This window comes from Paenibacillus sp. J31P316 (assembly GCF_056269105.1).
In genome coordinates this window covers 532,421-558,208 of the sequence record NZ_JBWDNI010000003.1, presented here as the reverse complement: position 1 = coordinate 558,208, position 25,788 = coordinate 532,421, and the positions used below count along the sequence as shown (strand labels likewise).

26 protein-coding genes are annotated in these 25,788 nt (G+C 53.0%); 10 read left to right on the top strand and 16 right to left on the bottom strand.

Features of this window, described 5'->3' with window-relative positions; all coding sequences use genetic code 11:
- Window positions 1–123 precede the first annotated feature (123 nt).
- Window positions 124–681, top strand: coding sequence for a helix-turn-helix domain-containing protein (locus AC0YNU_RS13580; protein ID WP_475757244.1), 558 nt, complete (start codon window positions 124–126; stop codon window positions 679–681).
- Window positions 682–1,408: 727 nt separating this feature from the next.
- Here AC0YNU_RS13580 and AC0YNU_RS13575 read toward each other — a convergent pair.
- The 9 genes from AC0YNU_RS13575 to AC0YNU_RS13535 form a co-directional block, all read right to left on the bottom strand.
- Window positions 1,409–2,482 (bottom strand): polysaccharide pyruvyl transferase family protein, encoded by a 1,074-nt coding sequence (locus AC0YNU_RS13575; protein ID WP_475757242.1) that lies wholly within the window; start codon window positions 2,480–2,482, stop codon window positions 1,409–1,411.
- A gap of 23 nt (window positions 2,483–2,505) precedes the next feature.
- The gene (locus AC0YNU_RS13570; RefSeq protein ID WP_475757240.1) at window positions 2,506–3,636 is read right to left on the bottom strand and encodes a glycosyltransferase; all 1,131 of its coding nucleotides are present in this window, start codon (window positions 3,634–3,636) and stop codon (window positions 2,506–2,508) included.
- Window positions 3,626–4,354, bottom strand: coding sequence for a glycosyltransferase family 2 protein (locus AC0YNU_RS13565; RefSeq protein WP_475757239.1), 729 nt, complete (start codon window positions 4,352–4,354; stop codon window positions 3,626–3,628). The genes AC0YNU_RS13570 and AC0YNU_RS13565 overlap by 11 nt, the downstream gene beginning before the upstream one ends.
- 37 nt (window positions 4,355–4,391) lie before the next feature.
- A complete protein-coding gene (locus AC0YNU_RS13560; protein ID WP_475757237.1) occupies window positions 4,392–4,583 on the bottom strand; it encodes a hypothetical protein in 192 nt (63 codons plus the stop codon).
- On the bottom strand, window positions 4,580–4,981 hold the full coding sequence (locus AC0YNU_RS13555) for a hypothetical protein (RefSeq protein WP_475757235.1): 402 nt from the start codon (window positions 4,979–4,981) through the stop codon (window positions 4,580–4,582). The genes AC0YNU_RS13560 and AC0YNU_RS13555 overlap by 4 nt, the downstream gene beginning before the upstream one ends.
- A 203-nt stretch (window positions 4,982–5,184) precedes the next feature.
- A complete protein-coding gene (locus tag AC0YNU_RS13550; protein ID WP_475757233.1) occupies window positions 5,185–5,964 on the bottom strand; it encodes a nitroreductase family protein in 780 nt (259 codons plus the stop codon).
- Window positions 5,965–6,118: 154 nt separating this feature from the next.
- Window positions 6,119–7,333: a copper amine oxidase N-terminal domain-containing protein gene (locus tag AC0YNU_RS13545; RefSeq protein ID WP_475757231.1), complete on the bottom strand. Its 1,215-nt coding sequence runs from the start codon at window positions 7,331–7,333 to the stop codon at window positions 6,119–6,121.
- 297 nt (window positions 7,334–7,630) lie between these two features.
- Window positions 7,631–8,872, bottom strand: coding sequence for an amidohydrolase (locus AC0YNU_RS13540; RefSeq protein ID WP_475757229.1), 1,242 nt, complete (start codon window positions 8,870–8,872; stop codon window positions 7,631–7,633).
- Window positions 8,873–8,876: 4 nt separating this feature from the next.
- The gene (locus tag AC0YNU_RS13535; protein ID WP_475757227.1) at window positions 8,877–10,136 is read right to left on the bottom strand and encodes an amidohydrolase; all 1,260 of its coding nucleotides are present in this window, start codon (window positions 10,134–10,136) and stop codon (window positions 8,877–8,879) included.
- Window positions 10,137–10,259: 123 nt separating this feature from the next.
- On the opposite strand from AC0YNU_RS13535, the gene AC0YNU_RS13530 reads away from it, so the two are divergent.
- From AC0YNU_RS13530 to AC0YNU_RS13520, 3 genes are all read left to right on the top strand, one after another.
- A complete protein-coding gene (locus AC0YNU_RS13530; protein ID WP_475757225.1) occupies window positions 10,260–11,159 on the top strand; it encodes a LysR family transcriptional regulator in 900 nt (299 codons plus the stop codon).
- Between the two features lie 204 nt (window positions 11,160–11,363).
- Window positions 11,364–12,194, top strand: coding sequence for a hypothetical protein (locus AC0YNU_RS13525; protein WP_475757222.1), 831 nt, complete (start codon window positions 11,364–11,366; stop codon window positions 12,192–12,194).
- A gap of 271 nt (window positions 12,195–12,465) precedes the next feature.
- Window positions 12,466–13,017, top strand: a complete 552-nt coding sequence (locus AC0YNU_RS13520; protein ID WP_475757221.1) for a VanZ family protein — start codon at window positions 12,466–12,468, stop codon at window positions 13,015–13,017.
- A 56-nt stretch (window positions 13,018–13,073) separates the two neighbouring features.
- On the opposite strand, the gene AC0YNU_RS13515 is transcribed toward AC0YNU_RS13520, so the two are convergent.
- The 3 genes from AC0YNU_RS13515 to AC0YNU_RS13505 form a co-directional block, all read right to left on the bottom strand.
- Window positions 13,074–13,544, bottom strand: coding sequence for a GNAT family N-acetyltransferase (locus AC0YNU_RS13515; RefSeq protein ID WP_475757219.1), 471 nt, complete (start codon window positions 13,542–13,544; stop codon window positions 13,074–13,076).
- 63 nt (window positions 13,545–13,607) lie between these two features.
- Entirely contained in the window at window positions 13,608–14,033 is a 426-nt protein-coding gene (locus AC0YNU_RS13510; RefSeq protein ID WP_475757217.1) for a GNAT family N-acetyltransferase, read from the bottom strand.
- 26 nt (window positions 14,034–14,059) lie between these two features.
- Window positions 14,060–14,914, bottom strand: a complete 855-nt coding sequence (locus AC0YNU_RS13505) for an endonuclease/exonuclease/phosphatase family protein (protein ID WP_475757215.1) — start codon at window positions 14,912–14,914, stop codon at window positions 14,060–14,062.
- Between the two features lie 315 nt (window positions 14,915–15,229).
- Between AC0YNU_RS13505 and AC0YNU_RS13500 the strand changes: the two genes are divergently transcribed.
- Both AC0YNU_RS13500 and AC0YNU_RS13495 read left to right on the top strand, forming a co-directional pair.
- Entirely contained in the window at window positions 15,230–16,924 is a 1,695-nt protein-coding gene (locus AC0YNU_RS13500; protein ID WP_475757213.1) for a M3 family oligoendopeptidase, read from the top strand.
- Window positions 16,925–17,172: 248 nt separating this feature from the next.
- Window positions 17,173–17,367, top strand: a complete 195-nt coding sequence (locus tag AC0YNU_RS13495; protein WP_475757211.1) for a TIGR04149 family rSAM-modified RiPP — start codon at window positions 17,173–17,175, stop codon at window positions 17,365–17,367.
- A gap of 356 nt (window positions 17,368–17,723) precedes the next feature.
- Here the strand turns inward: AC0YNU_RS13495 and AC0YNU_RS13490 are convergent, their stop codons facing one another.
- Window positions 17,724–17,999 (bottom strand): hypothetical protein, encoded by a 276-nt coding sequence (locus AC0YNU_RS13490; RefSeq protein WP_475757209.1) that lies wholly within the window; start codon window positions 17,997–17,999, stop codon window positions 17,724–17,726.
- A 156-nt stretch (window positions 18,000–18,155) separates the two neighbouring features.
- Here AC0YNU_RS13490 and AC0YNU_RS13485 point away from each other — a divergent pair, with 156 nt between their 5' ends.
- Window positions 18,156–19,136 (top strand): aldo/keto reductase, encoded by a 981-nt coding sequence (locus tag AC0YNU_RS13485; protein WP_475757207.1) that lies wholly within the window; start codon window positions 18,156–18,158, stop codon window positions 19,134–19,136.
- 118 nt (window positions 19,137–19,254) lie between these two features.
- Here the strand turns inward: AC0YNU_RS13485 and AC0YNU_RS13480 are convergent, their stop codons facing one another.
- Entirely contained in the window at window positions 19,255–19,773 is a 519-nt protein-coding gene (locus AC0YNU_RS13480) for a GNAT family N-acetyltransferase (RefSeq protein WP_475757204.1), read from the bottom strand.
- A 186-nt stretch (window positions 19,774–19,959) separates the two neighbouring features.
- Window positions 19,960–20,538 (bottom strand): TetR/AcrR family transcriptional regulator, encoded by a 579-nt coding sequence (locus AC0YNU_RS13475; protein WP_475757202.1) that lies wholly within the window; start codon window positions 20,536–20,538, stop codon window positions 19,960–19,962.
- Window positions 20,539–20,810: 272 nt separating this feature from the next.
- Here AC0YNU_RS13475 and AC0YNU_RS13470 point away from each other — a divergent pair, with 272 nt between their 5' ends.
- Window positions 20,811–21,968, top strand: a complete 1,158-nt coding sequence (locus tag AC0YNU_RS13470) for an MFS transporter (RefSeq protein WP_475757971.1) — start codon at window positions 20,811–20,813, stop codon at window positions 21,966–21,968.
- A gap of 23 nt (window positions 21,969–21,991) precedes the next feature.
- On the opposite strand, the gene AC0YNU_RS13465 is transcribed toward AC0YNU_RS13470, so the two are convergent.
- Entirely contained in the window at window positions 21,992–22,375 is a 384-nt protein-coding gene (locus tag AC0YNU_RS13465; protein WP_475757200.1) for a hypothetical protein, read from the bottom strand.
- Window positions 22,376–22,481: 106 nt separating this feature from the next.
- Here AC0YNU_RS13465 and AC0YNU_RS13460 point away from each other — a divergent pair, with 106 nt between their 5' ends.
- Both AC0YNU_RS13460 and AC0YNU_RS13455 read left to right on the top strand, forming a co-directional pair.
- Entirely contained in the window at window positions 22,482–24,011 is a 1,530-nt protein-coding gene (locus AC0YNU_RS13460) for a vWA domain-containing protein (protein WP_475757198.1), read from the top strand.
- 136 nt (window positions 24,012–24,147) lie between these two features.
- Window positions 24,148–25,569 (top strand): ABC transporter substrate-binding protein, encoded by a 1,422-nt coding sequence (locus AC0YNU_RS13455; protein ID WP_475757196.1) that lies wholly within the window; start codon window positions 24,148–24,150, stop codon window positions 25,567–25,569.
- Window positions 25,570–25,788 lie beyond the last annotated feature (219 nt).

Here is a 25,788-nt window from a genome sequence, read left to right as displayed (position 1 = left end):
GCCAATCCTTATATCACTATATTATACATACGTGCGTTATATTGTACATAGAGGAACGAAAATTTTTCCTATCGCCCTGCAATCCGGTATAATGGGTAACAGCATCGCTCTCAAGGAGGAACCATGGAGCACGAACAAATTCACAAGAAAATCGGCAAGAACCTGCAAACCATCCGCAAAGCGCGGATGCTCAGCCTTGATCAGGTCGCAGAGCTGACCGGCGTCAGCAAAGCGATGCTCGGTCAAATCGAGCGCGGCGATTCCAATCCGACCATCTCGATTATTTGGAAGATCGTCAACGGGCTGCATATTTCCTTTACTTCTCTAATCGAAGAGGATCGCAGCACCGTCACGCACATCCGCTTCGAAGATCTCGAGCCTCTGCTCGCGGAGCAAGGCTATCGCTCTTACCCGCAGATCCCGTTCGAACAGAAGAAGAAGTTCGAGATTTACTCCGTCCAGATGGAGCCAGGCAGCACGCATGCTTCCGAAGCGCATCACGAGGGAGTGGAAGAATATATCCTGATGGTGCGGGGGCAGCTTCGGCTGACGATCCTGAATGCGACGTACGAGCTGGGCGCCAGTGACGCGCTTCGCTTTACCGCCGATCAGCCTCACGTCTACGAGAATGTCACGGAAGAAGAATGCGCGTATTACACGCTGATTTACTACCCGGCGTGAGGCTGCTCCGCCAATCCGGATAAATGCGAAAAACCGCCCCGTTGCCGGGGCGGTTTTTGGCGTTCTGTAGAGAAAGCGCTGCACGTTAAGAGCCCGGCACGCTGCTGCGAAACAGGTATAAACCAGGACCGGCCTCAGCAAGCGGCGGAACCTTATACCGAGCTCATCCATCCAGACTGGCCTCGGCACGCACCAAAAGCAGCCACCGAGCTTATCCATCCAGACCGGCCTCGGCACTTACCAAAGCTGCTACCGTACTTATCCATCCAGACTGGCCTCGGCACGTACCATAACTGCCGGGCATGCAACGTGCAATGCGCAATGTGAATTCGGACGGAGCCTAACGGTTGTCAGCGTGGCTAATCCACGATAAATGCCGCTTATGAAGCGCTAATGGTTGCGACAGACGTTATCGGGCGGAGAAGAGCGGATTTGCACGGGAAATCCTCGCAATAAGCCCCCTGGCAACCGTAAGCTAATTAAAAGGGACTTTTGAGGCAATTAGCCCTCCTCACATCCGTTAGCCGTTAGCTGAAGAATTAGTAGGCTCATTTTAGCAAGCACGTTTATTTTCGTTAGCACGACCCTATTGGATTACATCCGCAATCAGCAATCGAATAGCGTGCCGCGTTTTTTCTACGCGCTCGCTTAACAGCGGCCTCCAGCAAGCGGGCAGTTTTCGCGTTAATTTGTCTCCATTAATCCGGACAATCCCTTCCCCATCACGTTAGAACAAGCCCTCCCGAAACGGCGTGACAAGCGACTGGTAAGCAGCCTGGCGCCCCTCTTCCAGCTTGCTGACATATCCGTCCCGCCAAGCCGCAGCCGCTTGAACTTTCTCCGTCAGCTGCTCGGCCAATAGCGGGTCGTCCGAGGCAACGATCCAATCGGCTAAGTCCAGTCCGTGCATCAGATCGAAGCCTTTGAACCGGTAACCGATGCAGACGAACGGAACGTTCGCCGCCGCGGACAACAGATTGGCGTGCAGCTTGAAGTTGATCGTCGCTTCGAATCCGGCCAGCAGCTTCACATAGTCCGCCGCGGGATAAACCTTGGGATCAAAAGTAATGCGCTTATCATGGCCAAGCTTGCGGTAGAGCCTTGCCAGCGCATCTTGGTCGGCTCCCCAGACCGAATACAGATGAAGCCCGTACCCGAGCGCAAGCAGCGACCGGCCCGTTTCGGCAAGCGCGTCCTCCACCCGTTCCTCGTCGCCGCCGTACAGCCGGCTATACGTGGTGCCCCAATTGATGCCGATCGTACGGAGTTTCCCTTCGGCGCTCCCGTCCGGCTGCCCTGCCGGTACCGGCTTCAGCGCGTTCATCAGCATCGCGGGATCACCGCTGATGGCGATATGCTTCGGCAGCGCGCCGAGCGATTCCGCATATGCCGTCGTCCACGGCCCGCGGACGCCGCAATAGACGCTTTGCTCCATTACGGCCTTCAGCTTCCGGCGATACGCCGCGCTTTCGTCGGCCGCCTCCGGCACCGGCCGCCCGTCCGGCGATGGCGCCCATTTATGCAGCCGATCATGGCCGCTGCCCCAGACGACGACGGTCTTCCCGAGTTCCAGCGCGTCATGCACCAGATCGACATACCCCGGGACGATCAGCGATCCACCGCCGAGAACGACCGTATCGTACTGGCCGACTTTCTTCCATTCCACGTTCGGAAACGAAGGGATGACCTCATAAGCTTCCTCCTTCAGATGAGCCTTCGCCATTGCCCGGAACATCTCCCACATCCACTCGTCCCCGAGGTTGTTGAAGCCGATCCACCCCAAATACAACACCTTTCGCATTCGTCATCATCACTCCGTCCCTATCAAGTCTTCGGAAGCAAAGAGCCGTACAGCTGCTTCATCTGAAGCGCCTTGTCCCGGATAAGAAAATTCTCCCGTGCCCACGCTTGCACTTGCCGGCCCATCTCCTCCAGCTTGTCGCCGGAAGCGAGCGCCTCGGTTATGGTTTCTCCGATCAACTGCTCGGAGGGACGATCCTTGGAGTCATGGTCGCCAAAATAATACTGCCACGCCTCGTCATAAACAGGCTGGTCCACCAGGCCGAAATAGCCGTGATTGCCAATCGCCAGCACGGGCTTGCCGCAAGCCATCGCCTCCAGCGCCACCCGTCCGGTACCGACGACAAGATCGCCCAGATTGTAGTAATCGCGCATTTGCATTTGACTGCCCACCAGCTGGACGAAGGACGCGTTGCATTCCAGGTTTACCGTCTCCGCCAGCTCGGCAATGACGGCAGCTTGGTTGCCCGAACCCGCAATCACCACATGGAGGGGAAGCGTCCCGCTCAAGCGAATCGTCCTTGCCGCACGCACGAGCATCGCGCATACCGTCGCCTTGTCCCATGCCAGCCGGGATGCGTAGACCACCACTTTCTCCCCGTCCGGAATTCGAAGACTGGCGCGAAGCGAGGCAGCGGATTCGGAGCGATACTGTTCAAAATCGATGCCGTTGGCAATCACCTGCGACGGTATGCCGAGACGCTCCAGATAAGCCTGTACCGGAACGCTGACGCTTACGAAGGTGCATCCGGCAGCCTTCATCAGCCGAAGCTGCTCCGGCGGGTAGTAAGCGCCATGCACCGTGAACACGACCGGGATGCCTAGTTTCCTTGCCGCTTCCGCTGCATACAGGCCGGACGGCGTCTGGTGAATGTGCACGATATCGATCTTCCGGCTGCGCATGATCTGCGTAAGCGAATGTTCCGCCTGCGCCTGACGCAGCGGGTCCAGCAGCTGCTCCGCCGTCAGCTCCACGCGATGGATCGGGCACCCCGCACGAGCGAAGGCTTCGTACATCACGCCGGTTCCGCCTGCGTAGACAGGCATGACGCCGAGCGACGGGAAAGCTTTCACAAGGCTCAGCACATAGGTTTCCGTACCGCCGACGGCCAAGCTGTCCATCACCATCAGCAGCCGGATCCGATTACGCATCATGGCCATGCTCCTTCTGCGACTTGCCGAAATAGTTGCGCGAGCGCTGCTTCTGATGCTTGCGGTAGTAGTACAGCACCTCCCGCATATTGTCCACGTTCTTCGCTCCCGACTTGATCACCTTCGCTATGAATTCGTAATCCTCCGCGCCTTCTATGCGTCTTGTATGTCCGCCGATGCGATCGAACACCGTCCCGCGGAACATAGCCGTTCCGTGGCAGATGCAATGCCCGCCGTCCGCATAGACCTTCCCGATCTGTTCGCCGTATTTCAGCCAAAACACCGGCATGCGGCGCTCCGGATGGCCGTCTTCGAATACTTCGTAGTTCGTGCCGAGCAGCTCGATTTGCGGATTATGCTTCAAATAACGGACCTGCCTTGCAAGCCGCTCCGGATGGGACAGATCGTCCGCGTCCTGGATGGCGATAAACTCGCCCTTCGCCAAATACAACCCAGCCGTTACCGCGCCGGCGTAACCTGCATTGCGCGGAAGCCGCAGCGTATAGATGCCCTTGCCTTCCCGCAATAACGGTTCGTTGCTGTTCAGCCAATTCACGGCATACTCGTAAGAGCCGTCCGTGGATGCATCGTCGATGAGAATGAGCTCCCAGCTCGTATAGGTCTGATTGAGCAGGCTCGTTAAGCAATCCGCCAGATAAGGAAGCTTGTTGTAGACGGTGATGACAATGCTCACCAGACCCGGTACACGTTGAAACGACACTTGCCTCTCCTCCTTTGCTTCTTTACTCTCCTGATCGTTAAAGCAGCCGAATATAAGAAATGAAGCGCAGCTGAAGGATCGCATAGCTGCCGCTCTCATAGCCGAAAATCTCCGACGTGCGGAGCGTCACCGCCGCGCCATCCACCGACACGAGCGTACCGCTGATCGTTTCCAGTGCGCTCGCGATCTGAACCTCCCGGTTCACGAGCGATTGCAGTTCTTCAATCATCGTTCCACCTGCTTTCCCGTTAATTGAAAGGCGACCAGCTGTTCCAGCGGCACCATAACATTGGTTCCGCCTTGCTCGCGCACGACCAGATAGTCGTCGCCTACCTTCGTGATTGTCCCTTCGACGGTACCGGCTGGAGTCAGCAGCTCGACCGGTTTGCTTGTATGAGGCTCAAAGACCTGCTTAAGCTTATTCAAGCCATTCATGCCGACATCTCGCTGCCCCTCAGGTTCGATCGAAGCGATCTCCTTCCGAATCGTCCGACGAAGCTCTGCCATGAGCGTTGACGCATCCATCGGCTCCGATGCCTGCGTCTGTAAGGCGGTCGATTGCAATAGCAGACGGGCAAGCCAGTCAAAATATTCCTTCAGCTCTTTCTCGTTCACGATAATCTTCATCGCTCGTCCATCCTCCCGTTCCATCCCCGTGAAGCTTCTCATCTTCATCCCTACTAACGTATACAGGCAAGAGGCAGAACGATAGAGTCATTCCACTAGCCGAGGTGAAATGTTCGATTGCCGGCGCAAGACAAAAAGGACACCGTCGCAGGTGTCCTTGGTAGATTGATATAGGGTATTTCGTATTCTACATGAAAAGGGTACTACGTGTTCTTCATGAAATTTTGCGACTCCAAGTAGTTCAGAACGGTCTGCGAGAACGCGAGATGGGATTCCTTCGTGTACTTCGCGCGGGTATAGATTTGAGCCAGATTCTTCAATCCTAACCGTTCCGTCATTTCCTTCAACGCAGGAATGTCCATATACCGTTTCCATCCCTTTTCGTTGCGGTCTTGATACAAGTCCACGATTTCCTCGTCCGAATAATCGCGATACCGCTCCTCGTGAACGAGCGCTTGTCTCGACAGCCGGTCGCGCAGGGGAGGCTTTTCCGCCGGGTACCCTAAGGAGTAACCGACGACGGGCACGACATTCGGCGGCAGGTTCAGCAGTTCGCCGATTTGATCGCAGTTGGCAAGCGTCGATCCCATATAGCAGATGCCCAGTCCGGCATTCTCCGCGGCCAACGCGCAATTCTGCGAGGCCAGCGTCGCGTCGATGGCACCGATCATGAAGCTCATGAAATTATCGAAATGAACCGGCGCGTCGTTAAGCTCCAGCCATTTTCTCATTCGGTTAAAATCGGCGCAAAACGTCAAAAGCACGGGGGCGTCCACAACCATGGACTGCTCCATGTGAGCCGTGTACAGCTTGTCCTTCAGCTCCTTGTCTCTCGTCACGATAATCGAATAAGACTGCATGTTGCCGCTTGAGGAAGCGCGAATGCCGGCTTCCAAGATTTGATCCAGCAGGTCTTGACCGATTTCCCGATCCTCGTATTCTCTAATGGATCTGTGGTCGTGGATAACATCGTTGAATTCCATAGAAAATAACTCCTTTTTCATCCAATAAGCGCGATCGGATTCTATTTACGATACCTTAATAATTGTATCTGACCGGAAGCAGCATTTGTATCCCTATTTTATGGGATTTCATTCCTGCAAATAAAGAAGAGCCGTGCGTCAGCACGGCTCCTCGCTAGGCGTCCAGTTCTTCGTTAAGCAGCTCATGCTGGTGCGAGTACGGCGTAATCAACCATTTGCCGTTCTTCTTCACCAGGTTGTAGAGCGTAACGGATCTGGCAGCCATCGGCTCGTCTTTGTCGATCGTGACGTCATAGCGAAGGGAAGTCAACAGCGCGGCGCTGTCTCCATGCCATTCGACGACCGCGCTGCGTTCAAGCGCCTCATGAAGCGCGATGTTCTCTGCCTCCAATAACGACTTCATTCCCATCACGTCGAATGCGAAGCTGAAATCATTCACGTCCAGGGTCGATTGGTACGCATTCAAGTCCTTCGCGTTGATAGCTGCAAGCTGAACGTTCACCGCGTCGACCAAAGCTTGATGGTCCGCATCGTCAACCTTGACTTCCTGCGCCCAGAGGCTGGCCTCGTCCTTCACCTCGGAGGTCAGAACCTCCATGCCGTAGATCGCCCAGCGGCCGTTCGTGTCTTTGCGCAGCGTGTAGTAAATTTCATTCGTCGCGTTCGGGAAGAATCCGTCTCCGGATACTTTGTTCGATCGTTCATCGGAGCGGATGCCCGCTTCCTTGGAAGAGAACGATTCGACCGTAAGCTTCATGTATTCGGTATGCGTATGCAGCTTTGCAAACTGCTGGTGAAGCAGCTCGCTTTGGCCATCCTTGATCGGAGACTCGGAATGGAACAACGCTATCATCGCGTCTGCATCCTGCTTGTCCTCCGCCGCCGCAAGCTTGTTGAATACGGCGAACAGCTCCGCTTGTTGAGCGGCTGTCGGGCGCAAATCCGTAATCGCGACGATCTTCTTCGCGCCGTCCCAGTCGACGTTCTTGTCGGAGAGCGCCGCAATGAAGCGAACGCCGACCATCGTACGACCGTTCAGCAGCTTCATCTCCCCGCTTACCGGCACTTTCGCTCCATCGACGAGCGCGACCTTATCCGATGCCTTCATCTGAATGCTGCGGTCGTACGAATTCGCCGTGATCGTTTTCGTCGCGGCATTGTAATCGATTCCGTACCCGAGCTTCGCGAACAACGTGCGGAATTCCACGAATGTCTTGCCGTTCAGAATAACGGGCGGAGAGGGGAAAATAACCCACTCGCCGTTCACTTTCACTTTAACCGCCGTACTCGCCGCAGCCGCGGATGCCGTTCCGGCGAACATCGACATCACCATCAGTAGCGACAGCCCTAACCCCATTAGACGTTTCATCGTTTGTTTCTCTCCCTTTTCCCCTTTTGAATCTCTGTGCAAACTCATCTAGTGTACAATGCGCATCGCTGAGCGGCAACGGGGCAATAGTTTCCATCGTTCACGTAATGTGCAAGCGCCGAACGATCCGCCGCTCATTCGATGTCGACTCGACGATCTCCGTTCATGCTTAAAAAACCCAACGCTTAAAGCGTTGGGTTCTTCAATCCTTTTAACTCGCGTGACCGATAAGCCTGGAGTCGCGACAATGTTGGATATTCGGCTTTCTTGGGTTGCCCGACATTCAGACGCTCCTATTTATCCAGCGGGCGATTTCGTAAGCGATCCGGCAACGATCGCGCCACCGAACATTACCGCCTCGCGCTTCGATCTCCGCGCTACCGCTTCCGAAGAGCAGCTCGCCTGCACAAAGACGGCGTCGGCCTTATCGCCGACCGCGGGCCACGCACGATTGCCGGCGGCATCGAGCGGCAGCACGCCGCCGGTGATGAATCCGAGCGCCTCTGCGAGCGAGCGCTCGTCGACATACCGGTACAGCTCGGCGAGGCGGCCTGCTTTCTCCAGGCAATCCCCGATGCCGAACGGCGACCAATGATCGGTAATGCTGTCGTTGCCTAGCTCGACGTTGACCCCTCGCTCTCTCAGCATGGGAATCGGCATGATCATCGTGCCGATCGGAACCGTCGAGGTGATGGAAATGCCTAATTCCGCAAACCGTTCCGCCAATTCGGCGGCGGCTTCGACCGCACCCGCAAAGCCGAACGCGTGGCTGACGGTCACCCGGCCCTGCCAGCCCGCTTGTTCCGTAAGATCCGCAAGCCGGTGCATCGTCGTCAATCCGGGCTCGCCGCGGTCGTGAATATGGATGTCGACGCCTGCATTCGATTGGACGGCGATGTCCATGATCGTCTGCAGCGACTTCTCGATATTCCCGTCCACGGTTGCGGGGTCGACCCCGCCGACATGGGTAGCGCCATGACTCATCGCTTCCCGAACCAGCCCGATCGCATCGGAACGAAGCAGCCCGTGCTGAGGGAAAGCAACGACCTCATAAGTCAACTTGCCCGAGAACGTTTGGAACGCCCGCATGGTGGCCTCCAAGTTGTTCAAGCCGACGACCGGGTCGATGTTGCAGTGGGTGCGGACATGGGTAGAGCCATACCCAAGCAGCATGCCGAGCATGTTTTCGGCCCGCTGTTGAGCCGTCGGCAGCAGCTGTGGCAACAGCTCGCGTTCCTCCTCGAATCTTTCAAAAATGCTGGATATGGGGCGCACCGCCCGCCACGGCCCGCTGTAATACGTTTTATCGATATGAATGTGCATTTCCTTGAAGGCAGGCAGCATAAGGAGGCCGGCCGCGTCCTGCTGCGGAAGGTCGTCGTTCGGGCGACTGTCGGAGGCAGCGATCGCCGCGATTTTGCCATCCTCCACCCGGATGTGACAGATGTCCGTATGGGTTCCGACTATAGCGCCTTCCTCATCATGGCTATAACCGCTTTCCAAACGAACGTTGAGCAGCCAATAAGCAGAACTCTTCATGCGCTTACCCTCTCTCCAGCGATCCCGACACGATCGCTCCTTTATGCATGACTGCCGGACGGTTCGCTCTTCTGGCGACCGCCTCCGCCGAGCAGCTTGCTTCCGCGAATACGATGCTCGCTTCGTCCCCCGGCTTCGGCCATGCTTGGTTTCCGTTCGGATCAAGCGGCGTTCGGCCTCCCGTAATAAAGCGGAGCGTATCGGCCAGCGCCTGCTCCGTGCTTCTCCCGAACCGTTCTGCCAGACGACCCGCGCGCTCGAGGATGTCCCCGTTGCCGAAAGGCGACCACGAATCGAAAATGTTATCGCAGCCGACCGCAACCGGCACGCAATTCGCGTGAAGGAACGGAACCGGCGGGATCGTTCGCCCCATCGGCACGCTTGTGATGATCGTGATGCCGAGCCCCGCCAGCAGCTCCGCCATTTCATCCGCTTCCCGGCCCTCCATATCGCCCAGCGCGAATGCATGGCTGACCGACACGCGTCCTTGCCAGCCGGCTTCCTCCGTCAATTGCGCCAAGCGCCTGATCGTCCCGAGTCCGACGCTGCCGCCGTCATGCAGATGCAAATCGACATCCGCATTCGCTTCCACCGCTAGCTCCATCATCTGCTGCAGCGATCGTTCCATATCGCCGTCCACGGTTGCCGGGTCTACGCCGCCGATCAATTCGCAACCCCGGGCCAACGCTTCTCTGACAATCCCGGCGGATTGCGAGCGTAGAAGTCCGTGCTGCGGGAAAGCGACGATTTCGACGGTCATTTTGCCCTCGAAGGCGGCTATCGCTTCCTGTACGGCCTCCAAGTGACGAAGTCCCACTTCAGGGTAGATGTCGACATGCGTGCGAACATGCGTCGAACCGGCCCGAAGCAAAATACCGAGCAGCGTTTCGGCTCGCTCCTTCACCGTCGTTGCCAGCCGGGGCAGCGTGTTCTTCTCGATCTCGAAACGTTCGAATATCGAAGTCGCCGGACGAACCGGCCGCCAGCGGTCGCCGAGCAGCGTCTTGTCCAAATGGCAGTGCTTCTCTACGAAAGGCGGCAGCGCGAGCAGGCCGTGCGCATCATGAACGCGAAGCGCGTTGGATGCTTTCGCTTCATCGGGCTTTGCTCCAGGCGGCGTCTCGCTTGCAGACGCGATTTCTGCAATCCTGCCGTCCTCGATCAGCAGATGATAAAGATCGGTTGTCGTTCCCGCAACGGTACCGTTTTCTTTCGAATAGCCATTTTCCAGACGAACATTCTTCAACCAAAACGTCTCATGCATGGTCCATCACCTCTCCTGCAGCGTGTTGTGCCACTATGCTATCATGATTAAAACGAAACGAAAAATATATAAAACATTCGTTTCACTAAGGTTTTTCATATAGGTGAAGGAGTCGGCTCATTCATGGACATCAGGCAACTTCGATATTTTATAGCCATCGTAGAGGAACGGAGCATTTCTGCTGCCGCGAGAAGACTCTTTCTCTCGCAACCGCCGATAAGCCAGCTATTGAAAGCCTTGGAAGAAGAACTCGGGGCCAAACTAGTGGAACGATCGGGGAAATACGTAGAGGCAACGGAAGCAGGAAAAGCCTTATATAAGTATGCGCTGCAAATGAATCAGTTAATGGAAGAAGCCAAAATGGAAGTAAAGGAAGTCGGAAACGGGGTCAACGGCAGACTAACCGTAGGCGTGAATACGTTCTCGGTTGCCGAGCTGCCGGAGATCCTCCTCCGATTTCAGAAGCAATACCCGAAGGTTACGTACAAGATTCAGCAAAATGAGTCCGCGCATCTTTGTCGACTAGTCAGAGACCGGGAAATCGAGCTGGCCTTCATTCGATTGCCGCTTGGGCTAGAGGATTTTTCGGTGCTTCACCTGTATAGCGAACCGTTTTACTTGATTACATCCAAGAAACAGAACCTGTTCGAGCATGAAGTATCGCTTGCGGACGTTCAACGCCAGCCTCTCCTGCTGCCAAGCACCCAGGGATTAGGCGTGCATTATTTGATATTGGAGGCCTTTTCCCGTTTCCGGCTGCATCCCAACATCGTTGGCGAATGCTCTGACATCGTGCTGCTGATGGATTTAGTTGCATCCGGCTTCTGCGCGTCCATCGTTCCGGAAACGCTGCTTAAACGACATCAAGGATATGCCATCCATGCGCACAAAATTTCCAGTCCAACCGAAATGACTTCCCCCGTCGGATTAATATGGCTGAAGAACCACCTCTTATCCAAAACCGCGCAGAACTTTATCGATTTCTTGCAAGATGGAAGTCGGGGCGCCGTTCATAGCGATTAGTCGTGCAGAAAATCGGATTTGGGCTGTCCCCCGCCATAGGGACAGCTTTTTTTATAGGAATTGGCAAAATCCATGGTTGCCGTCGACCTCCCCGAATGGTAATATCACTGCGAATCGCCAATAAAAGGGAATTCCGGAGAGGGGGACGAAGGGAAACGAAATGGAAATCCGGCATCGACAAAATCCGAAAAGGAAGGTGTAATCATGAAAAAAAGGTTGTTAACGTTCGTCATGAGTCTGGCTCTGGTCCTGTCCCTTATTCCCGCATTGACCGCAAACGCGGCTATGTATGCTTCGACGTCGAACGTCACGAGCAGCTCCCTCACGCTGAGCTGGACGCTGGAATCGGGAGAGTACGCGGTACAAATCTATAAGAACGGCGCGTTCTTCACGTCTACCGCCTATACGAGCACGTATCCGATCACGGGACTTAGCCCGTGCACCACGTATTATTTCGATGTCAAAGGCACGGGTTCTTACGGAAGCACGTCCACGTATCCCGTAACGACGCTCGGCTGTCCGACGGCGCCGGTGATTTCCGCCACCGCGACGTACAATTCCATCAACGTGAGCTGGAGCGCCTCCAACGCGGTCGAATACGATCTCTACGTCGACGGAGCCTTCTATACGACGACGACCTCGACGAGCTATTCCTTGTCCGCGACGCCTAGCCGGTCGTACTCGATCAAGGTCGTGGCCCGCAACGCTACAGGCCAAACCGCCCAAGCGACCAAGAGCGTCGCGACGCCGGCATTCTTCCAAACCTACACGCAATCGTTGTCGGCGGGCAATATCGTTCTCAGCTCCGGCTTTACGAACACAAGCTCCACGAGCAGCACGTATATCTACTTCTCCCTGTACCGGGTTTCCGGATCAAGCAGCACTTACGTCGGCGGAACGTCCGCCTACCTCGCGCCGGGGCAAAGCAGCTCGCTGAGCACGACGCTGGCTTCCGGCCAACCGGCCGGCACGTACCGGGTGGAAGCGTCTTCGACCTACGCGGTCGTCGGCGGATTATCGTACTACTCGATGTAATCGGGGGAATGACGAAGAGACCTGCGCCTTCGAGGCGCAGGTCTCTTTATTATTCCATCGGGTTGCCTGGTTTGTCCGTTCCGCTCACACTCCGCAGCCAATAAATTGCATAACCATGTTATTATGTAAACTTGAGAAATATTTAAGGAATTGCACCTAAATCGTTTAAGTAACTACGGTATGCTTCTCCTAGCGAACTGCGGTTCCGAAGGAAAATGAAATCAGTTTATTGAGGTTGTTGCAATTGTTGCGAAGGAAAAAGGAGCTAGCTATGAATAAACGAGAACGAATCAAAACCGTCTTTTTATATGGTGTTTTTATCTGTTACCTATGCTTATTGATCAAAATATTGTTCTTATCGAGGGTTTCGATTTCGGAGCTATTCAATAGCCACAGGCCTTTCGTCAGGTCCATCAATCTCGTTCCTTTTTATAGCATAAGCGAATTCATATCCGGCAGCTCGGCTAATTTAAAGAAGTTCGCTTTCGGCAATGTGGCCGGCAATATATTTATTTTCATTCCCCTTGGCGTGTATGTGTCGTTATTCAAGAACAATAAAAGCATACGGAGCGTTCTATTGTTTATCGCTGCGGCGAGTTTGTTCGTTGAACTCATGCAGGGGCTTTTAGGCATCGGAACAGCTGATATCGATGATGTTATTCTGAATAGTCTAGGCGGATGGATCGGTATTATCGCGTATAAGTCATTACGATTCATATGTCGAGACGAGAAGAAAGCGCATCTAGCAATTGCCGTTCTATCGGTTGCCGTAGGATTGCCAGTTATATTCTATTATTTATTCATGATAAAAATGAGATTCTGAATCCCTTTCTTGCCTATGCATTAAATCCATACGGTAACATGAGAGGGACCAACTAGCTACAGCTTCTTGCTTAAGATCCACACCAAATAAGGCGACTGTTCTTCTTCTATTTGTCGCATTCCTAATTTCTCGTAAAATTTAATCGCACGTTCATTGTTCGGGGCAACGCGTAAGCGGTACTCTTTTACGCCGTATCTTCGAAAGAACCGTTCGGCATATTCCGTTAACTGCCGTCCAACCCCTTTGCCGCGGTACTCGGGTAGTAAGTAAAACAGATTCACGTACCCCATCTCCTGCCCCTCGCAGGAGATGATTTGAAGTTCTAACTGACCGACCGTTTTACCGTCTTCTTCGGCAAGCATCAACCCGTCAGGGAATCGCGTTATTCTGTTCTCGATTTTTCGAAGGTATGAATCTTCATCACCGAATCCATCCACGCTTCCGAAGCTCACCAGATAGGAATCTTTCCTAAACGCAACGATCGTTTCGCTGTCATTCTTTAAATCTATGCGCCGAAACTTCAACATGACAACGACTCCCTTTCGACTGGTCTATGCATCCCGCGGCGTATGGCGTAACGCCCTTCCCACTCACAACTCGAAGTTAAACACTTCTTGTGACTTGACATGCTTATAACCGATTCTGCGGTAAAATGCATGGGCCTCTTTCCTTTGGCCGCCCGAACGCACTCTAATCATCCCATACCCCTTTGCGCGAGCCCATTCTTCGCATTGACGCATGAGCAGTTCTCCGACTCCTTTGCGTCTGTGAATGCTATCCACGACCAAACCGCCTATTTCGGCAAAGTCAGCGCTTTCGATCAAATGTCTTCCATGCACGTGAACCCAACCGGCAACTTCACGATCGATTTCCATGATAAATACGGCGTTATCATCATCATTCAAAAGCCTTGTAAGGCGCTGAAGGATTTGGTCTTTCTCGGCTGCGTAACCAAGTTGTCCGGACAATCGGGCTAATTGGGAAGCATCCGAAGGTTTGGCGGCTCTAATTTCCATTCCTGCTATCCTCCTGTAGTTCGTTTCTAGAATCGGAAGTTCGCCACAACCGGATAATGGTCCGACGGATATCCTCCGTTTATTTGGCAGCGATCGATCTGCACGTTCAAGATCTCGAATTCGGCGGTAGCGAAGATAAAGTCGATCGGTTCTCCCGAATCGCCGCCTTTAAAGCCATGGAATGTTAGACCCGGATTTCCTTTGATCAGGGAGTAAGCGTCCTTCAAATCGATTCCCTTGCCGTCAGCCTCGATCTCCCCTCGCAAAAAACGAATCGGGAATTCACTGGGAAACGAGTTGAAATCCCCCGAAAGCAACGCCGGAAGCCCATCTAAGGCGCGCTGTCTAGCCATATATTCCCCTATTGTTTGGATCCCAAGCTCTTTCGCTTCCTGGCTATGATGGTCCAGATGGGTGTTGTAAAAATAGAAGGATTTGCCTGACTTCCGATGAACGAAACGCGCCCACGTACAGATTCTCGGAAACGAGCTATTCCAACTCACCGAAGCTTCCGACTCCGGCGTTTCCGACAGCCAAAACTGTCCTTTTTCTTCCACTGTCAGCTCGTCGCGGTTATAAAAAATGGCATTGTGCTCATTCTCGTGCTCCCCGAAGCGACCTTGCCCGACCCAATCGTATTCATTCAATCGAGCCTTCAAATCTTCGAGCATCGAGTGATAGCCTTCCTGCGTGCCGATAAGCATAGGCTGATGTTCTTTGATAACGGCGGTCGCTCGGTCGATTCGTTCCGGCCAATAATCGGAGCCGTCTTTGATCTCCGGATAGCGCAAATTAAAAGTCATAACAGAGATTTCCAACATAACTATGCAGTCCTCTTTTCGATTATATTCAATCCTACACGGAACCCAATATGCTGACATGGATAAACAGAAACGGTACGTCTACCTATATTTTACTTCGTGTTTACCCACCTATGAAAGTGCATAATGTCTCACCTGAGTCGGTCTTTGACGCTTCAATTCACGATGACGGAACCGTATCTCAGTCCACCATTTTCGTGTCGGGTAAATGGCCGCGCAGCGTTTGTTGGTTAACCTGCCCACGCGGAATGGAGTATAATGAAACAAGGTTGTGCTAATTTCGGCTCGGTGACGGGCTTGCCGGTAAGCGGGTCGATTAGCCTCCCCTGCGCGTTGGCGCTTCAGTCTTAAAAACCGGAAGGCGGTGCATGGTGCATGACATTTAGCGAATATACATACGAGAGACCGGACGTGAAGGCGTTCGAGGTGAAATTCAAGGAGCTGCTTGGCGTATTCGCCGCGGCTGGCAGCGGCGAGGAGCAGAACACCGCGATGGCGGGCATAAACAAGCTCCGCAGCGAGTTCGACACGATGCAGACGATCGCAAGCATTCGCCACTCCATCGACACGAACGACGAATTTTTCAAAGCGGAGCAGGACTTCTTCGACGAGAACGGCCCCGTCGTGCAGGAATTCGTAACGGACTATTACCGGGCGCTGGTCGGTTCGAAGTTCCGTCCCGAATTGGAAGCCAAGTGGGGACGGCAGCTATTCCGGCTGGCCGAGATGTCGCTCAAAACGTTCAGCCCTGAGGTGATCGAGGATCTCCAACAGGAGAACAAATTAACGACGGAATACACGAAGCTGCTCGCTTCCGCGAAAATCCCGTTCGAAGGCGAAGAGCGCACGCTCGCGCAGCTCGGTCCGTTCCAGCAATCGACCGACCGCGATATGCGCAGACGCGCCGCCGAAGCGTCCTCCGGCTTCATGGCGGAGAACGAAGCGACCCTCGACCGCATCTATGACGATTTGGTCAACGTCCGCACGCGGATCGCGAAGAAACTCGGCTTCGGCAACTTCATCGAGCTCGGCTACGCCCGCATGAGCCGGACTGACTACGACGCAAGCATGGTCGCGAACTTCCGTAAGCAGGTACAGGACCATATCGTGCCGGTCGCAACGGCTCTCAAGGAACGTCAACGGAACCGCATCGAGGTCGACAAGCTGCTCTATTACGACGAGAACCTCTCCTTCCTGTCCGGCAACGCGACGCCGAAGGGCGACCCGGACTGGATCATAGCCGGAGGCGCGAAGATGTACGCGGAGCTATCGCCGGAGACGGACGCATTCTTCCGGTTCATGCAAGACAACGGGCTGATGGACCTCGTCGCCAAAAAGGGCAAACAAGGCGGCGGTTACTGCACGTATATCAGCGAGTACAAAGCGCCGTATATTTTCTCCAACTTCAACGGCACCTCCGGCGATATCGACGTGCTGACACATGAGGCAGGGCATGCGTTCCAAGTGTATGAAAGCCGTGGCTACGAAGTGCCGGAATATTCCTTCCCTACCTACGAAGCCTGCGAGATCCATTCCATGAGCATGGAGTTTCTGACTTGGTCGTGGATGGAGCTGTTCTTCAAGGAGGACGCGGACAAATACCGGTTCGACCACCTCGCCAGTTCGCTAATTTTCATTCCGTACGGCGTAACCGTGGACGAATTTCAGCATTACGTGTATGCGAATCCGGAAGCGACGCCGACCGAGCGGAAGCAGGCGTGGCGCGAGATCGAGAAGAAATATCTCCCTCATCGCGATTACGCGAACAACTCGTACTTGGCGGCAGGCGGCTTCTGGCACAAGCAGGGGCATATTTTCAACTCGCCGTTCTACTACATCGACTACACGCTGGCGCAGCTCTGCGCGTTTCAATTCTGGAAGAAGTCCCGCGAAGATCGCGAAGCCGCATGGAACGATTACCTCGGCTTATGCCGTCTGGGCGGCAGCCTCTCCTTCACGGAGCTTGCAAGCGCGGCAGGCCTGATCTCTCCGTTCGAAGACGGCTGCGTCGCCTCCGTCATCGGCACCATCGAGGCGTGGCTGGATAGCGTGGACGACAAATCTCTGTAAGGTTAAAACCTAAAACCAGCAGCAGTCTTGGACCGATAAGTCCTGGACTACTGCTGGTTTTTTGTACTTATAGCGTTAGTCTTTACTGCGCTAAACCGCCTGTTAGCGGAACGCCCGTTTTTACCGAGCTTCGCCGCTATTTGACGTCAAGTGACCAAAAGCCGCAACTACAACTTTAGTTGCTTGAGACATATTCTGATTTTCCATACACTTGAGAAGGAAGATTCCAATTGAGGGAGAGAAAAGCGATGGCTGACATGAAAAAAATAAATGAGCTTCGTCTTGAAGAGTTGCGCGAGGAAGGCAAGGAGCTCAGCGCGGAAGAGATGAAGCAGGTTACCGGCGGTGCTGGAGCAATGGCTAGATCTGGAACTCAAACCAGGAATAGAGGTAACGTGGACTTCGACCCAGTAGTAACTACGCCATCACGCAAGAATTTTTAATGACCAAGGCTGCCGAATAATCGGCGGCTTCTATTTTTTCCATCTTAACTATCGTTTTCCAGTTAGCTGAGCGTTTTACTTAACTGCTCGAATGAGGGATTAATTTTATTCTTATACTTTCAAAAGCAGCCACTTTCTCCTGTACTGCTTGAGTATGAAAGTATTCCGCACTTCTAATCATGTAATCCTCAAAATAATCCAATAATGCTTTGTTTCGAGAACTTTCGCTTCTTATTTTTTCAAGTTCTCCAGTGATTTCAGCGATTATTTCTATCCCTTTCCGCTCTTCGTCTTTTAATTCATTAAAGCTTAGATACAGCGTTTCATCATCAACCGCAATCGAGTCAGAATGATTCTCATAATTCTTGATGCATATTACTTAGTTCTTGAAAATCTCTCGCCAAAAAATTAACTGGTCTTCCTACCTCGCCAAAGTATAATTTTCGATCAGTGATTACTCGAGTGAGTGACCTATCCATGGAGCCGGTTTTATAATGTGAAAGATAATCGCTTAAAGCAACGCCAACGGCAGCCTCGTAATTCTTTGTTTTTTTGTGATTCATTACATTCATGGTTACGGATATCATTAACAATGCAACGGCTAGTACGGCTACGACCTTGTAGCTTTTCAAATATTCCGCCCCCCTATCTCTAATCTTAAACCCAATCCCTGTTCTTTATCGAGGGAAAATTGTGATCCCATTGAAAAAGCGTTACGATAGAGTCGACGGCGAGATTAGCAGACTCCGTTCGCCAATTCGATCGATGAAATCAGAGGAGGAATCGAAATGGATTACACCCGCCTGGGCCAGACCGGCCTGGAGGTATCCAGACTATGTCTGGGCTGCATGAGTTACGGCATACCGTCAAGAGGAACGCATTCGTGGTCGCTGGACGAAGAGCACAGCCGCCCCTTCATCCGCAAGGCACTTGAGCTGGGCATCAATTTCTTCGATACCGCCAACGTTTATTCGGACGGCACCAGCGAAGAAATCGTCGGTCGCGCGCTGAAGGATTTCGCCCGGCGCGAGGACGTCGTCATCGCGACCAAGGTCCACGGCCGCATGCGGCCCGGCCCGAACGGCGCCGGTTTGTCGCGCAAAGCGATTCTGAGCGAAGTCGACGACAGCCTGCGAAGACTCGGCACCGACTATATCGATCTCTATCAAATTCACCGCTGGGACCCGCATACGCCGATCGAGGAAACGATGGAAGCGCTGCACGACGTCGTCAAGTCCGGCAAAGCCCGCTATATCGGCGCTTCGTCCATGTACGCCTGGCAGTTTCTCAAAGCGCAGTTCACGGCGGAGACGCACGGCTGGACCAAATTCGTCAGCATGCAAAATCATTTGAATCTGCTATATCGCGAAGAAGAAAGGGAAATGCTTCCGCTCTGCCGGGATCTCGGCGTAGGCGTCATCCCGTGGAGCCCGCTTGCCCGCGGGCGCTTGACGCGCGGCTGGGATGAGATCAGCGAACGTTCGGAAACTGACGCGTTCGGCAAGACGCTGTACACGTCCGCCGTCGAGTCGGACCGCGCGATCGTCGAACGCGTCGGGCGCATCGCGGCCGAGCGAGGGGTACCGCGAGCCCAGGTCGCGCTGGCCTGGGTGCTGAGCAAATCCCCGGTCACGGCGCCGATCATCGGCGCGACGAAGCCCGGCCATTTGGACGACGCGACCGCGGCGCTCTCGATTGCGTTGACTTCCGACGAAATCCGTGCGTTGGAAGAGCTGTACGTGCCGCATCCCGTACTGGGCTTCCAGTAACTCGGGAACGCGGGAAGCGCGGCTTGCCTGAATCGATGCAGATTATGGCTATACTAAAACAAAGGAAGCCGCAGGTTATGCGGCTTCCTTCGTGTTTCATCATTCGGCAAATCCCCGATCACTCCTCCGGCTCTGACTCAAACACAAAGACAGGACCGTTCCATTTCTCATTTTGCAGAAACTCCTCTTGGTAACCCTTGTCTTTATACGTAGAGATGACCTGCTTCCAAAACGTATAAGCCGGCTGGTTAGCAGCGGTCTGCCTTACTTCCCAACTGCCGGCGAACCGTTCAAAGAGTAAGTTCGCCACCTTCCTGCCAACCCCTTTACGCCGGTACTTTCGCATAATGAAAAAATCACTGATTACATTGGTTTTCTCAGCCGTACTTAATTTCATATATTCCATAGGTACATCCAGGCTAACTAAAACAAAACCCGCAATCTCTCCATCAACCTCAACGATAAACGGACGCCGATACTCGTCGGTCCACTGATGGTCGAAGTACTTGTATAAGTACAACCCGTGTTTGTTTAGGACATGTCCATCGAACTCGCTGCTGTCGTATCGATACAACTGAATCAGATTATACAGAACTGTTTTTTCTTCATACGGAACCAGTACGATTTCAATATTCATTTCGCCCCTCCTCTGCTTGATTATTTTACCATCAAACGCTAGTCATTCACGATAAAATGCAGAATCCGCACGGCAAAGCCCTTACGCTGCCGTCCAAACAAAAAAAACGATCCCCAAGCGCCGCCCCCGGCTGTCTCCGAAATCGCCTTTCATTTGTACCGCCTGTCCTTCTGCCTAAATTCCGAATCAAAGCAACGATATCGCTGCCCCGACCGCATTGTCGATAAACGATCGGTTCGGCTTTGCCTTCAACATAACGGTGATGCCGATCAACGAAACGACTAAACCTTGAGCGATGGCCTTGGCATTGATCTCTTGATTAAGCTCGCCGGATTGAATTCCTTTTTCTATCTTTTCCTGAAACAAGACAGCCAAATAAGATTGATGTTCACGCGTAATCACTTCGAATTTCTGATTTCTGTGCGCGAGTTCAACCATCGTATTGATGCAAAAGCATCCCGGACTGGATTCTCCTTGGTATGCTTCATCAACCAAATCCATGAAATACGAATGAAAAGCATCCCGGACAGAAGTTTTACGGTTCAACTTCTCCCTGATGTCGGAGGCATGCCATTCGGCATACTTGCGCAAGGCGTGCTCGAACAACTGTTCTTTATCGCCAAAAGCCAAATAAAGGCTAGGTCGCTGAATGGCCATTGCCGACGTCAGATCGCTTAATGACGTTGCCTCAAAACCCTTCTCCCAAAACACGCGCATCGCGGCATGAAGGGCTTCCTCCTTATCAAACTCCCGAAGCCGAACCATCGACTCACCCTCCTTAATTATACCGATTAGTATAATATAGATCATAATTCCAAGCTATGAAGTTGTCAAATACATGTTAATTTTCTCTTGACTTCGCAGGTATATAGGGATACTTTATTTCATGAACAAACTTTACCGTTAAGTATAATATACTTATCAGTATAAAATAACTCGTGGAGCGTGAAGGAAAAATGGAAGAAATCAAATCCGGCGAAATTTCCGCAACGGAGGCAGAGAACCGACAGTCGTATCCCGTTCGGCAGCCTACTGGAATGTCACGTGGCCTAGCGTTATTGTTTGCCATCGCATGCGGGCTGGCAGTCGCCAATGTGTATTACGCGCAGCCCCTGCTTGACGTCATTTCAAGCGAATTCGATATCAGTCGTTCGTCCGTAGGTATCGTGATAACGGTCACTCAAGCTTCTTATGCTTGCGGCCTCCTGCTGTTAGTACCTCTTGGTGATTTGATTAACAGACGCTGGCTGATTCCAGGACAGATGTTCTTGTCCGTAATCGCGTTAGTCGCCATCGTTCTAGCCCCAGGGGCCGGCGTATTGTTCTCGGGCTTGGCTGTCGTAGGATTGTTGGCCGTCGTCACGCAAACGCTCGTTGCTTATGCCGCAACCTTAGCCGTCCCTTCCGAACGGGGCCGGATCGTTGGGCTCGTAACGGGCGGCGTCGTAATCGGCATTTTGCTTGCCAGATCGGCTGCCGGGTTATTGACCGATCTCGCAGGTTGGCGTTCGGTCTATCTGTTCTCCGCGGTATGCATGCTCGTCGCTTCATTGACGCTTCTTCGGGTTTTACCGCAGGAACAACGCAAAGTGTCGCTGAGCTATATCCAGCTGCTGCGTTCGGTGATTGTATTGTATAGAGAGGAACGTGTTTTGCGTATTCGCTCCTTGCTCGGATTGCTCATCTTCACGGCCTTCAGTATCTTTTGGAGCTCGCTTGTTTTGCCGCTCGGAACGCCTCCGCTATCGCTCTCGCATGCGGCGATCGGAGCCTTCGGTTTGGCTGGCATTGCCGGGGCACTGGGTGCGACTCGAGCCGGACGCCTGGCCGACCGCGGACTGGGACAACATACAACGGGAATCGCGCTTGCCTTATTATTGGTCTCGTGGCTGCCGATTAGCTATACCAAACAATCGCTAGCCGCTCTTGTTGTCGGCATACTCCTCTTTGACCTTGCGGTCCAAGCCGTTCACGTAACGAACCAAAGCATGATTTTGAGGGTCCGTCCCGAAGCGCGCAGCCGGCTTACCGCAGCGTATATGATTTTTTATTCCGTCGGCAGCGCCATCGGCTCCATTGCATCCACAAGTCTATACGCCTATGCCGGTTGGACCGGGGTATGCAGGGTTGGAGCAGGCGTAAGCGCGATAGCCTTGTTGCTGTGGGCCATCACCAGTCGCCGAACCCGTAAGTAACGTTATGGCGGTACTTGCTTCATTTATAAAATCACATCCGCCGCCGGCAATGGAAAATAGACCGCATCGATTTCATTCCTTTCATCCATTAACGCTCTTGCAATTCGATGTCCCCCGTCGATTAATTGTCCCTCGGAGCACAATAATATCGGGTACGCCATGTTTGCGTCGAGGATTCTCTTGCAATGAAAGGCCACGTTGCGTATCGTCGGAATCGGTCTGCTCCTGCTGTCCGCAAACCAGCAATCTTGATCAAGCTCCTTGATCGAATCGATTTTGATTTTATGAACGGGCAGGTTCTTGGATAATTCCCATAGTTTCTCTACGTCCCAGAAGTGTCGCCGACCATCGATTATCCTTCCGTGCGTATGCTTCATTCGAGCTAACAACTCTTCCATAATCATCATCCTCCCGTGAGCCTAATGTATGCACTCGTCTTTGATTTGTAAAGTTCATTCGTTGGATGGTTTGTTAACTTTTCCGATCCTTAATATTTGCTCAAGATTTGGGCTAATGGTTGATACTGGGGAAATTAGGAAATATAATTCAACCCAAGGTCTTGGCGAGGCCATCAACATTTATTTCTCGGAGGTGGAGATGATTCGCAGGTCAATCTTAATCCTAGTAGCCCTCATCGTTTTCCTTGCCGGTTGCAGCAATGAACCCGCAAAGAATGTCGCGATAAACCAGCGTGCATCCAATTCTAATCAAGGCAAACCAGTCTCAGAAACGCAATCCCCGACAAATGCAGCGCAAGACGAACGCAGCTCAGACGCCCAGCCGCCATCCGATGAAAGTCAAAGCGAACACGACTCGGACACTCCCCCGGTGGATGCCAATCAAAGCGAACCGCAGACGTCCTTGACCATGGAACAACGACTCATGCAAGCTCCAGGCACATTGGCCGGCTCGAACTACAACGAACAGAACGTTCAGGCGGCTCTGGATCAATTGCCGAACGATTTGACGGCGGATCAATACGAGGAAGAACTGCTGCTCCTTCTGGCCGAAGACTATCGCCCCTATGTGACCGCGTTCAAGCAGTTTGAGACCGAGATCAGCGTGAATAACGAACGACCGAATGGCAAGGTGACATTACCCGCAAGCAAGAAGCTGCATATCTCGATTTTGCTTGATGCCAGCGGCAGCATGAAGGCACAGATCAACGGGATCTCCAAAATGGATTCCGCAAAAGAAGCGATTCAGAGCTTCGCGGAAAAAATGCCCGATAATGCCGAGGTATCCCTGCGGGTTTATGGGCATAAAGGAACGGGCAGCCAAAAAGACAAACAAGCATCATGCGACAGTACCGAAGAAATATTCCATGGTCAAGGCGCGCAGGCGAATCAAATCGGCAAGGTGCTTCAAGCGATAAAACCGGCCGGATGGACGCCGATTGCCAATGCGTTAAAGTCCGTCAAACAAGACATGAATCCGGAGACGACCAATTCCATCGTTTATGTCGTAAGCGACGGAATCGAAACTTGCGGCGGCAATCCCGCGCAAATCGCCAAAGAACTCCATCAATCCAAAGTAAAGACCATCGTGAATATTATCGGTTTCGACGTGGATTCGAACGGTCAGAAATTGCTTAAGCAGGTCGCTGCGGCAGGCGGCGGCGAATTTACGTTCGTCGATAATGACGAATCGCTAAAAACGGTTATGGATAAAGCCTATGATCAATTACGCGGCGAGTGGATAAGGTGGAAGGAAAAAGGAGAAGGCCAAGCCAACCTACAAAAGGAGCGGAAGCAAGGGGAAATCAATACCGCCCAAGAAACGATGCAAGGACTGGTGGTTAAAGAAAATACGCATTTGCTTGCAGCCTTGAGCTACTTGGAAGCCCAAAACAAAGGGAACGTCCCCCACAGCGAACTGATGAAACAGATCACCGAACGCAAAAATGACGCCATGACGTATGCTCGCGACACCGGGAAGCGCTTGTATAACGAGGTAACAACAAACGGAAACGACGTTTATGACGATATCAAGGATGAAGGCGATAAAAATATCGACGACCTGACGACCAAGAAAACCGATTGAATTCGATCAACCTCCCCTTAGGTTTGATTGTATTAAAGAAGGTATTTTAAGGAAATATTAGGAAACCATCGCCATTCGCCGTGCTATAATAGGTTGAATTTGGAAGGAAATACCTATTTGGAATGGAGTGGAGAAGTTGAAAGGGTTGCGTTACAACCATCTGGCATCGATCGCCGTCTTCGGAACGGCATTGACTCTGTCCGGATGCAGCTTGACCGGCGGAGGGGCCGATGCAAGCGACGAGAAGTCCGCGCTGAAGGTCATGTACTACGACGAAAGATCCTTCTATGACCAATTCGGTACGTTGTATTCCGCGCTTCACCCCAATGTCGAGCTAACCATCGTCACCAACCAGAACTATTCGAACGAGCCCATCAAGGATCCCGACGCGGAATTGCAGACGTTTATCGACAAGGAAAATCCGGATGTTCTCATCCTGAGCAACGATCAGCTGACGAAGCTCTCCAAAGACGGCAAGCTTCTGGAGCTGGATACGCTAATCGGCGATAAGGATTACCATCAGGAGACGCTTATTCCGGGTCTCATCGATTACATGAAGGAACTCGGCGACGGCAAGGTGTACGGCTTGTCCCCGAGCTTCTATAGCCAAGCGATTTTCTACAATAAGGATCTATTCGCGAAGTACGGCATTCCGCTGCCGCAGGACAAGATGAGCTGGGATCAGCTGTTCCAGCTGGCGAAGCGCTTCCCGACGGACGGAGCCAAGGACAAGCGCGTCTATGGGCTGAACATGGGCTACAATACCGACATTAATCAATTGGGCTCCATGATCGGCGCTTCCCAGAACCTGTCGATGTTCAACGCGGCCGGCGGTCAGGTGACGGTCAATTCCGATTCCTGGAAAAAAGCGTACCAAATCGCCGTCGACGCGTTGAAATCCGGTTCCTTGTACGTCGAAGATCCCAATAACAACAGCGGATCCGCCACCTACGAGGATTACATCCTTCGCGATCCGTTCCTTGCGGGCAGGCTGGCCATGAAGTTCGAGAGCACGAATATGCTGGATCAAATCAAGGATGCGCAGGCCAGGCTGAAGGACAAGGTCGTCCAAAATTGGGACCTCGTCACGCTTCCGGTCGATCCTCAGAACCCGGATAGCAGCATGAATATGAGCTTCGGGCAAATTTTCGCCATCAATGCCAAGTCGGTGAACGCCGATGCCGCCAAGGAATTCATTCGTTACATCACGGGCGAAGAATACGCGAGAGTGACGTCCAAGGTAAATTCAGGCGGCTTCTCCGTGCGGACGACGTATTTGAAGGACGACGCCAACCACAACATGCAAGCCTTCTATATGCTGAAGCCGCTGCAGTCCAACATGTATAAGGGCTACGAGAAGCTGCCGCCGAACTTTTTCAATACCTTCTCAAGCCTCCTCCAGCAAGAGCTGAAGAACGTCACGGACGGGAAAACGTCGGTAGATGCCGCGCTAGACAAGGTGCAAGCCGAAGGACAGCTTGCGATGACCGAAGAGCTGGCGAAGGTGAAGAATGCACCGGACGCGGGAACCGCTGGAACAACCTCCTCTGCTAAATAGCCCAATCCCTATCTAAAACCAAGAATATTCGTCGCGGCGGCTGCTTTCCTAATCGGGAAGCAGCCGTTTTTACTGCTGCTGTTTTATTGAACTACCGTCTTCCATCAGCTATACCTAGAACCGGCCCTGGAACACGCGATACGGCAAAAAGGCCGTCCCTCGCCCGATGGCAGACGAGACAGCCTATGTGATCGCCGCAATACGGGAGGTAGCCCACGG

Bases quoted from the DNA above. Each gene is read 5' to 3' on its own strand.
- AC0YNU_RS13535 (WP_475757227.1), bottom strand. From the start codon at position 10,136: ATGCATGAGACGTTTTGGTTGAAGAATGTTCGTCTGGAAAATGGCTAT.
- AC0YNU_RS13470 (WP_475757971.1), top strand. From the start codon at position 20,811: ATGTCACGTGGCCTAGCGTTATTGTTTGCCATCGCATGCGGGCTGGCA.
- AC0YNU_RS13515 (WP_475757219.1), bottom strand. From the start codon at position 13,544: ATGTTGAAGTTTCGGCGCATAGATTTAAAGAATGACAGCGAAACGATC.
- AC0YNU_RS13460 (WP_475757198.1), top strand. From the start codon at position 22,482: ATGGTTGATACTGGGGAAATTAGGAAATATAATTCAACCCAAGGTCTT.
- AC0YNU_RS13465 (WP_475757200.1), bottom strand. From the start codon at position 22,375: ATGATGATTATGGAAGAGTTGTTAGCTCGAATGAAGCATACGCACGGA.
- AC0YNU_RS13555 (WP_475757235.1), bottom strand. From the start codon at position 4,981: ATGAAGATTATCGTGAACGAGAAAGAGCTGAAGGAATATTTTGACTGG.
- AC0YNU_RS13510 (WP_475757217.1), bottom strand. From the start codon at position 14,033: ATGGAAATTAGAGCCGCCAAACCTTCGGATGCTTCCCAATTAGCCCGA.
- AC0YNU_RS13540 (WP_475757229.1), bottom strand. From the start codon at position 8,872: ATGAAGAGTTCTGCTTATTGGCTGCTCAACGTTCGTTTGGAAAGCGGT.
- AC0YNU_RS13560 (WP_475757237.1), bottom strand. From the start codon at position 4,583: ATGATTGAAGAACTGCAATCGCTCGTGAACCGGGAGGTTCAGATCGCG.
- AC0YNU_RS13500 (WP_475757213.1), top strand. From the start codon at position 15,230: ATGACATTTAGCGAATATACATACGAGAGACCGGACGTGAAGGCGTTC.
- AC0YNU_RS13485 (WP_475757207.1), top strand. From the start codon at position 18,156: ATGGATTACACCCGCCTGGGCCAGACCGGCCTGGAGGTATCCAGACTA.
- AC0YNU_RS13530 (WP_475757225.1), top strand. From the start codon at position 10,260: ATGGACATCAGGCAACTTCGATATTTTATAGCCATCGTAGAGGAACGG.
- AC0YNU_RS13520 (WP_475757221.1), top strand. From the start codon at position 12,466: ATGAATAAACGAGAACGAATCAAAACCGTCTTTTTATATGGTGTTTTT.
- AC0YNU_RS13570 (WP_475757240.1), bottom strand. From the start codon at position 3,636: ATGATGCGTAATCGGATCCGGCTGCTGATGGTGATGGACAGCTTGGCC.
- AC0YNU_RS13545 (WP_475757231.1), bottom strand. From the start codon at position 7,333: ATGAAACGTCTAATGGGGTTAGGGCTGTCGCTACTGATGGTGATGTCG.
- AC0YNU_RS13575 (WP_475757242.1), bottom strand. From the start codon at position 2,482: ATGCGAAAGGTGTTGTATTTGGGGTGGATCGGCTTCAACAACCTCGGG.
- AC0YNU_RS13505 (WP_475757215.1), bottom strand. From the start codon at position 14,914: ATGTCAGCATATTGGGTTCCGTGTAGGATTGAATATAATCGAAAAGAG.
- AC0YNU_RS13495 (WP_475757211.1), top strand. From the start codon at position 17,173: ATGGCTGACATGAAAAAAATAAATGAGCTTCGTCTTGAAGAGTTGCGC.
- AC0YNU_RS13475 (WP_475757202.1), bottom strand. From the start codon at position 20,538: ATGGTTCGGCTTCGGGAGTTTGATAAGGAGGAAGCCCTTCATGCCGCG.
- AC0YNU_RS13580 (WP_475757244.1), top strand. From the start codon at position 124: ATGGAGCACGAACAAATTCACAAGAAAATCGGCAAGAACCTGCAAACC.
- AC0YNU_RS13525 (WP_475757222.1), top strand. From the start codon at position 11,364: ATGAAAAAAAGGTTGTTAACGTTCGTCATGAGTCTGGCTCTGGTCCTG.
- AC0YNU_RS13480 (WP_475757204.1), bottom strand. From the start codon at position 19,773: ATGAATATTGAAATCGTACTGGTTCCGTATGAAGAAAAAACAGTTCTG.
- AC0YNU_RS13550 (WP_475757233.1), bottom strand. From the start codon at position 5,964: ATGGAATTCAACGATGTTATCCACGACCACAGATCCATTAGAGAATAC.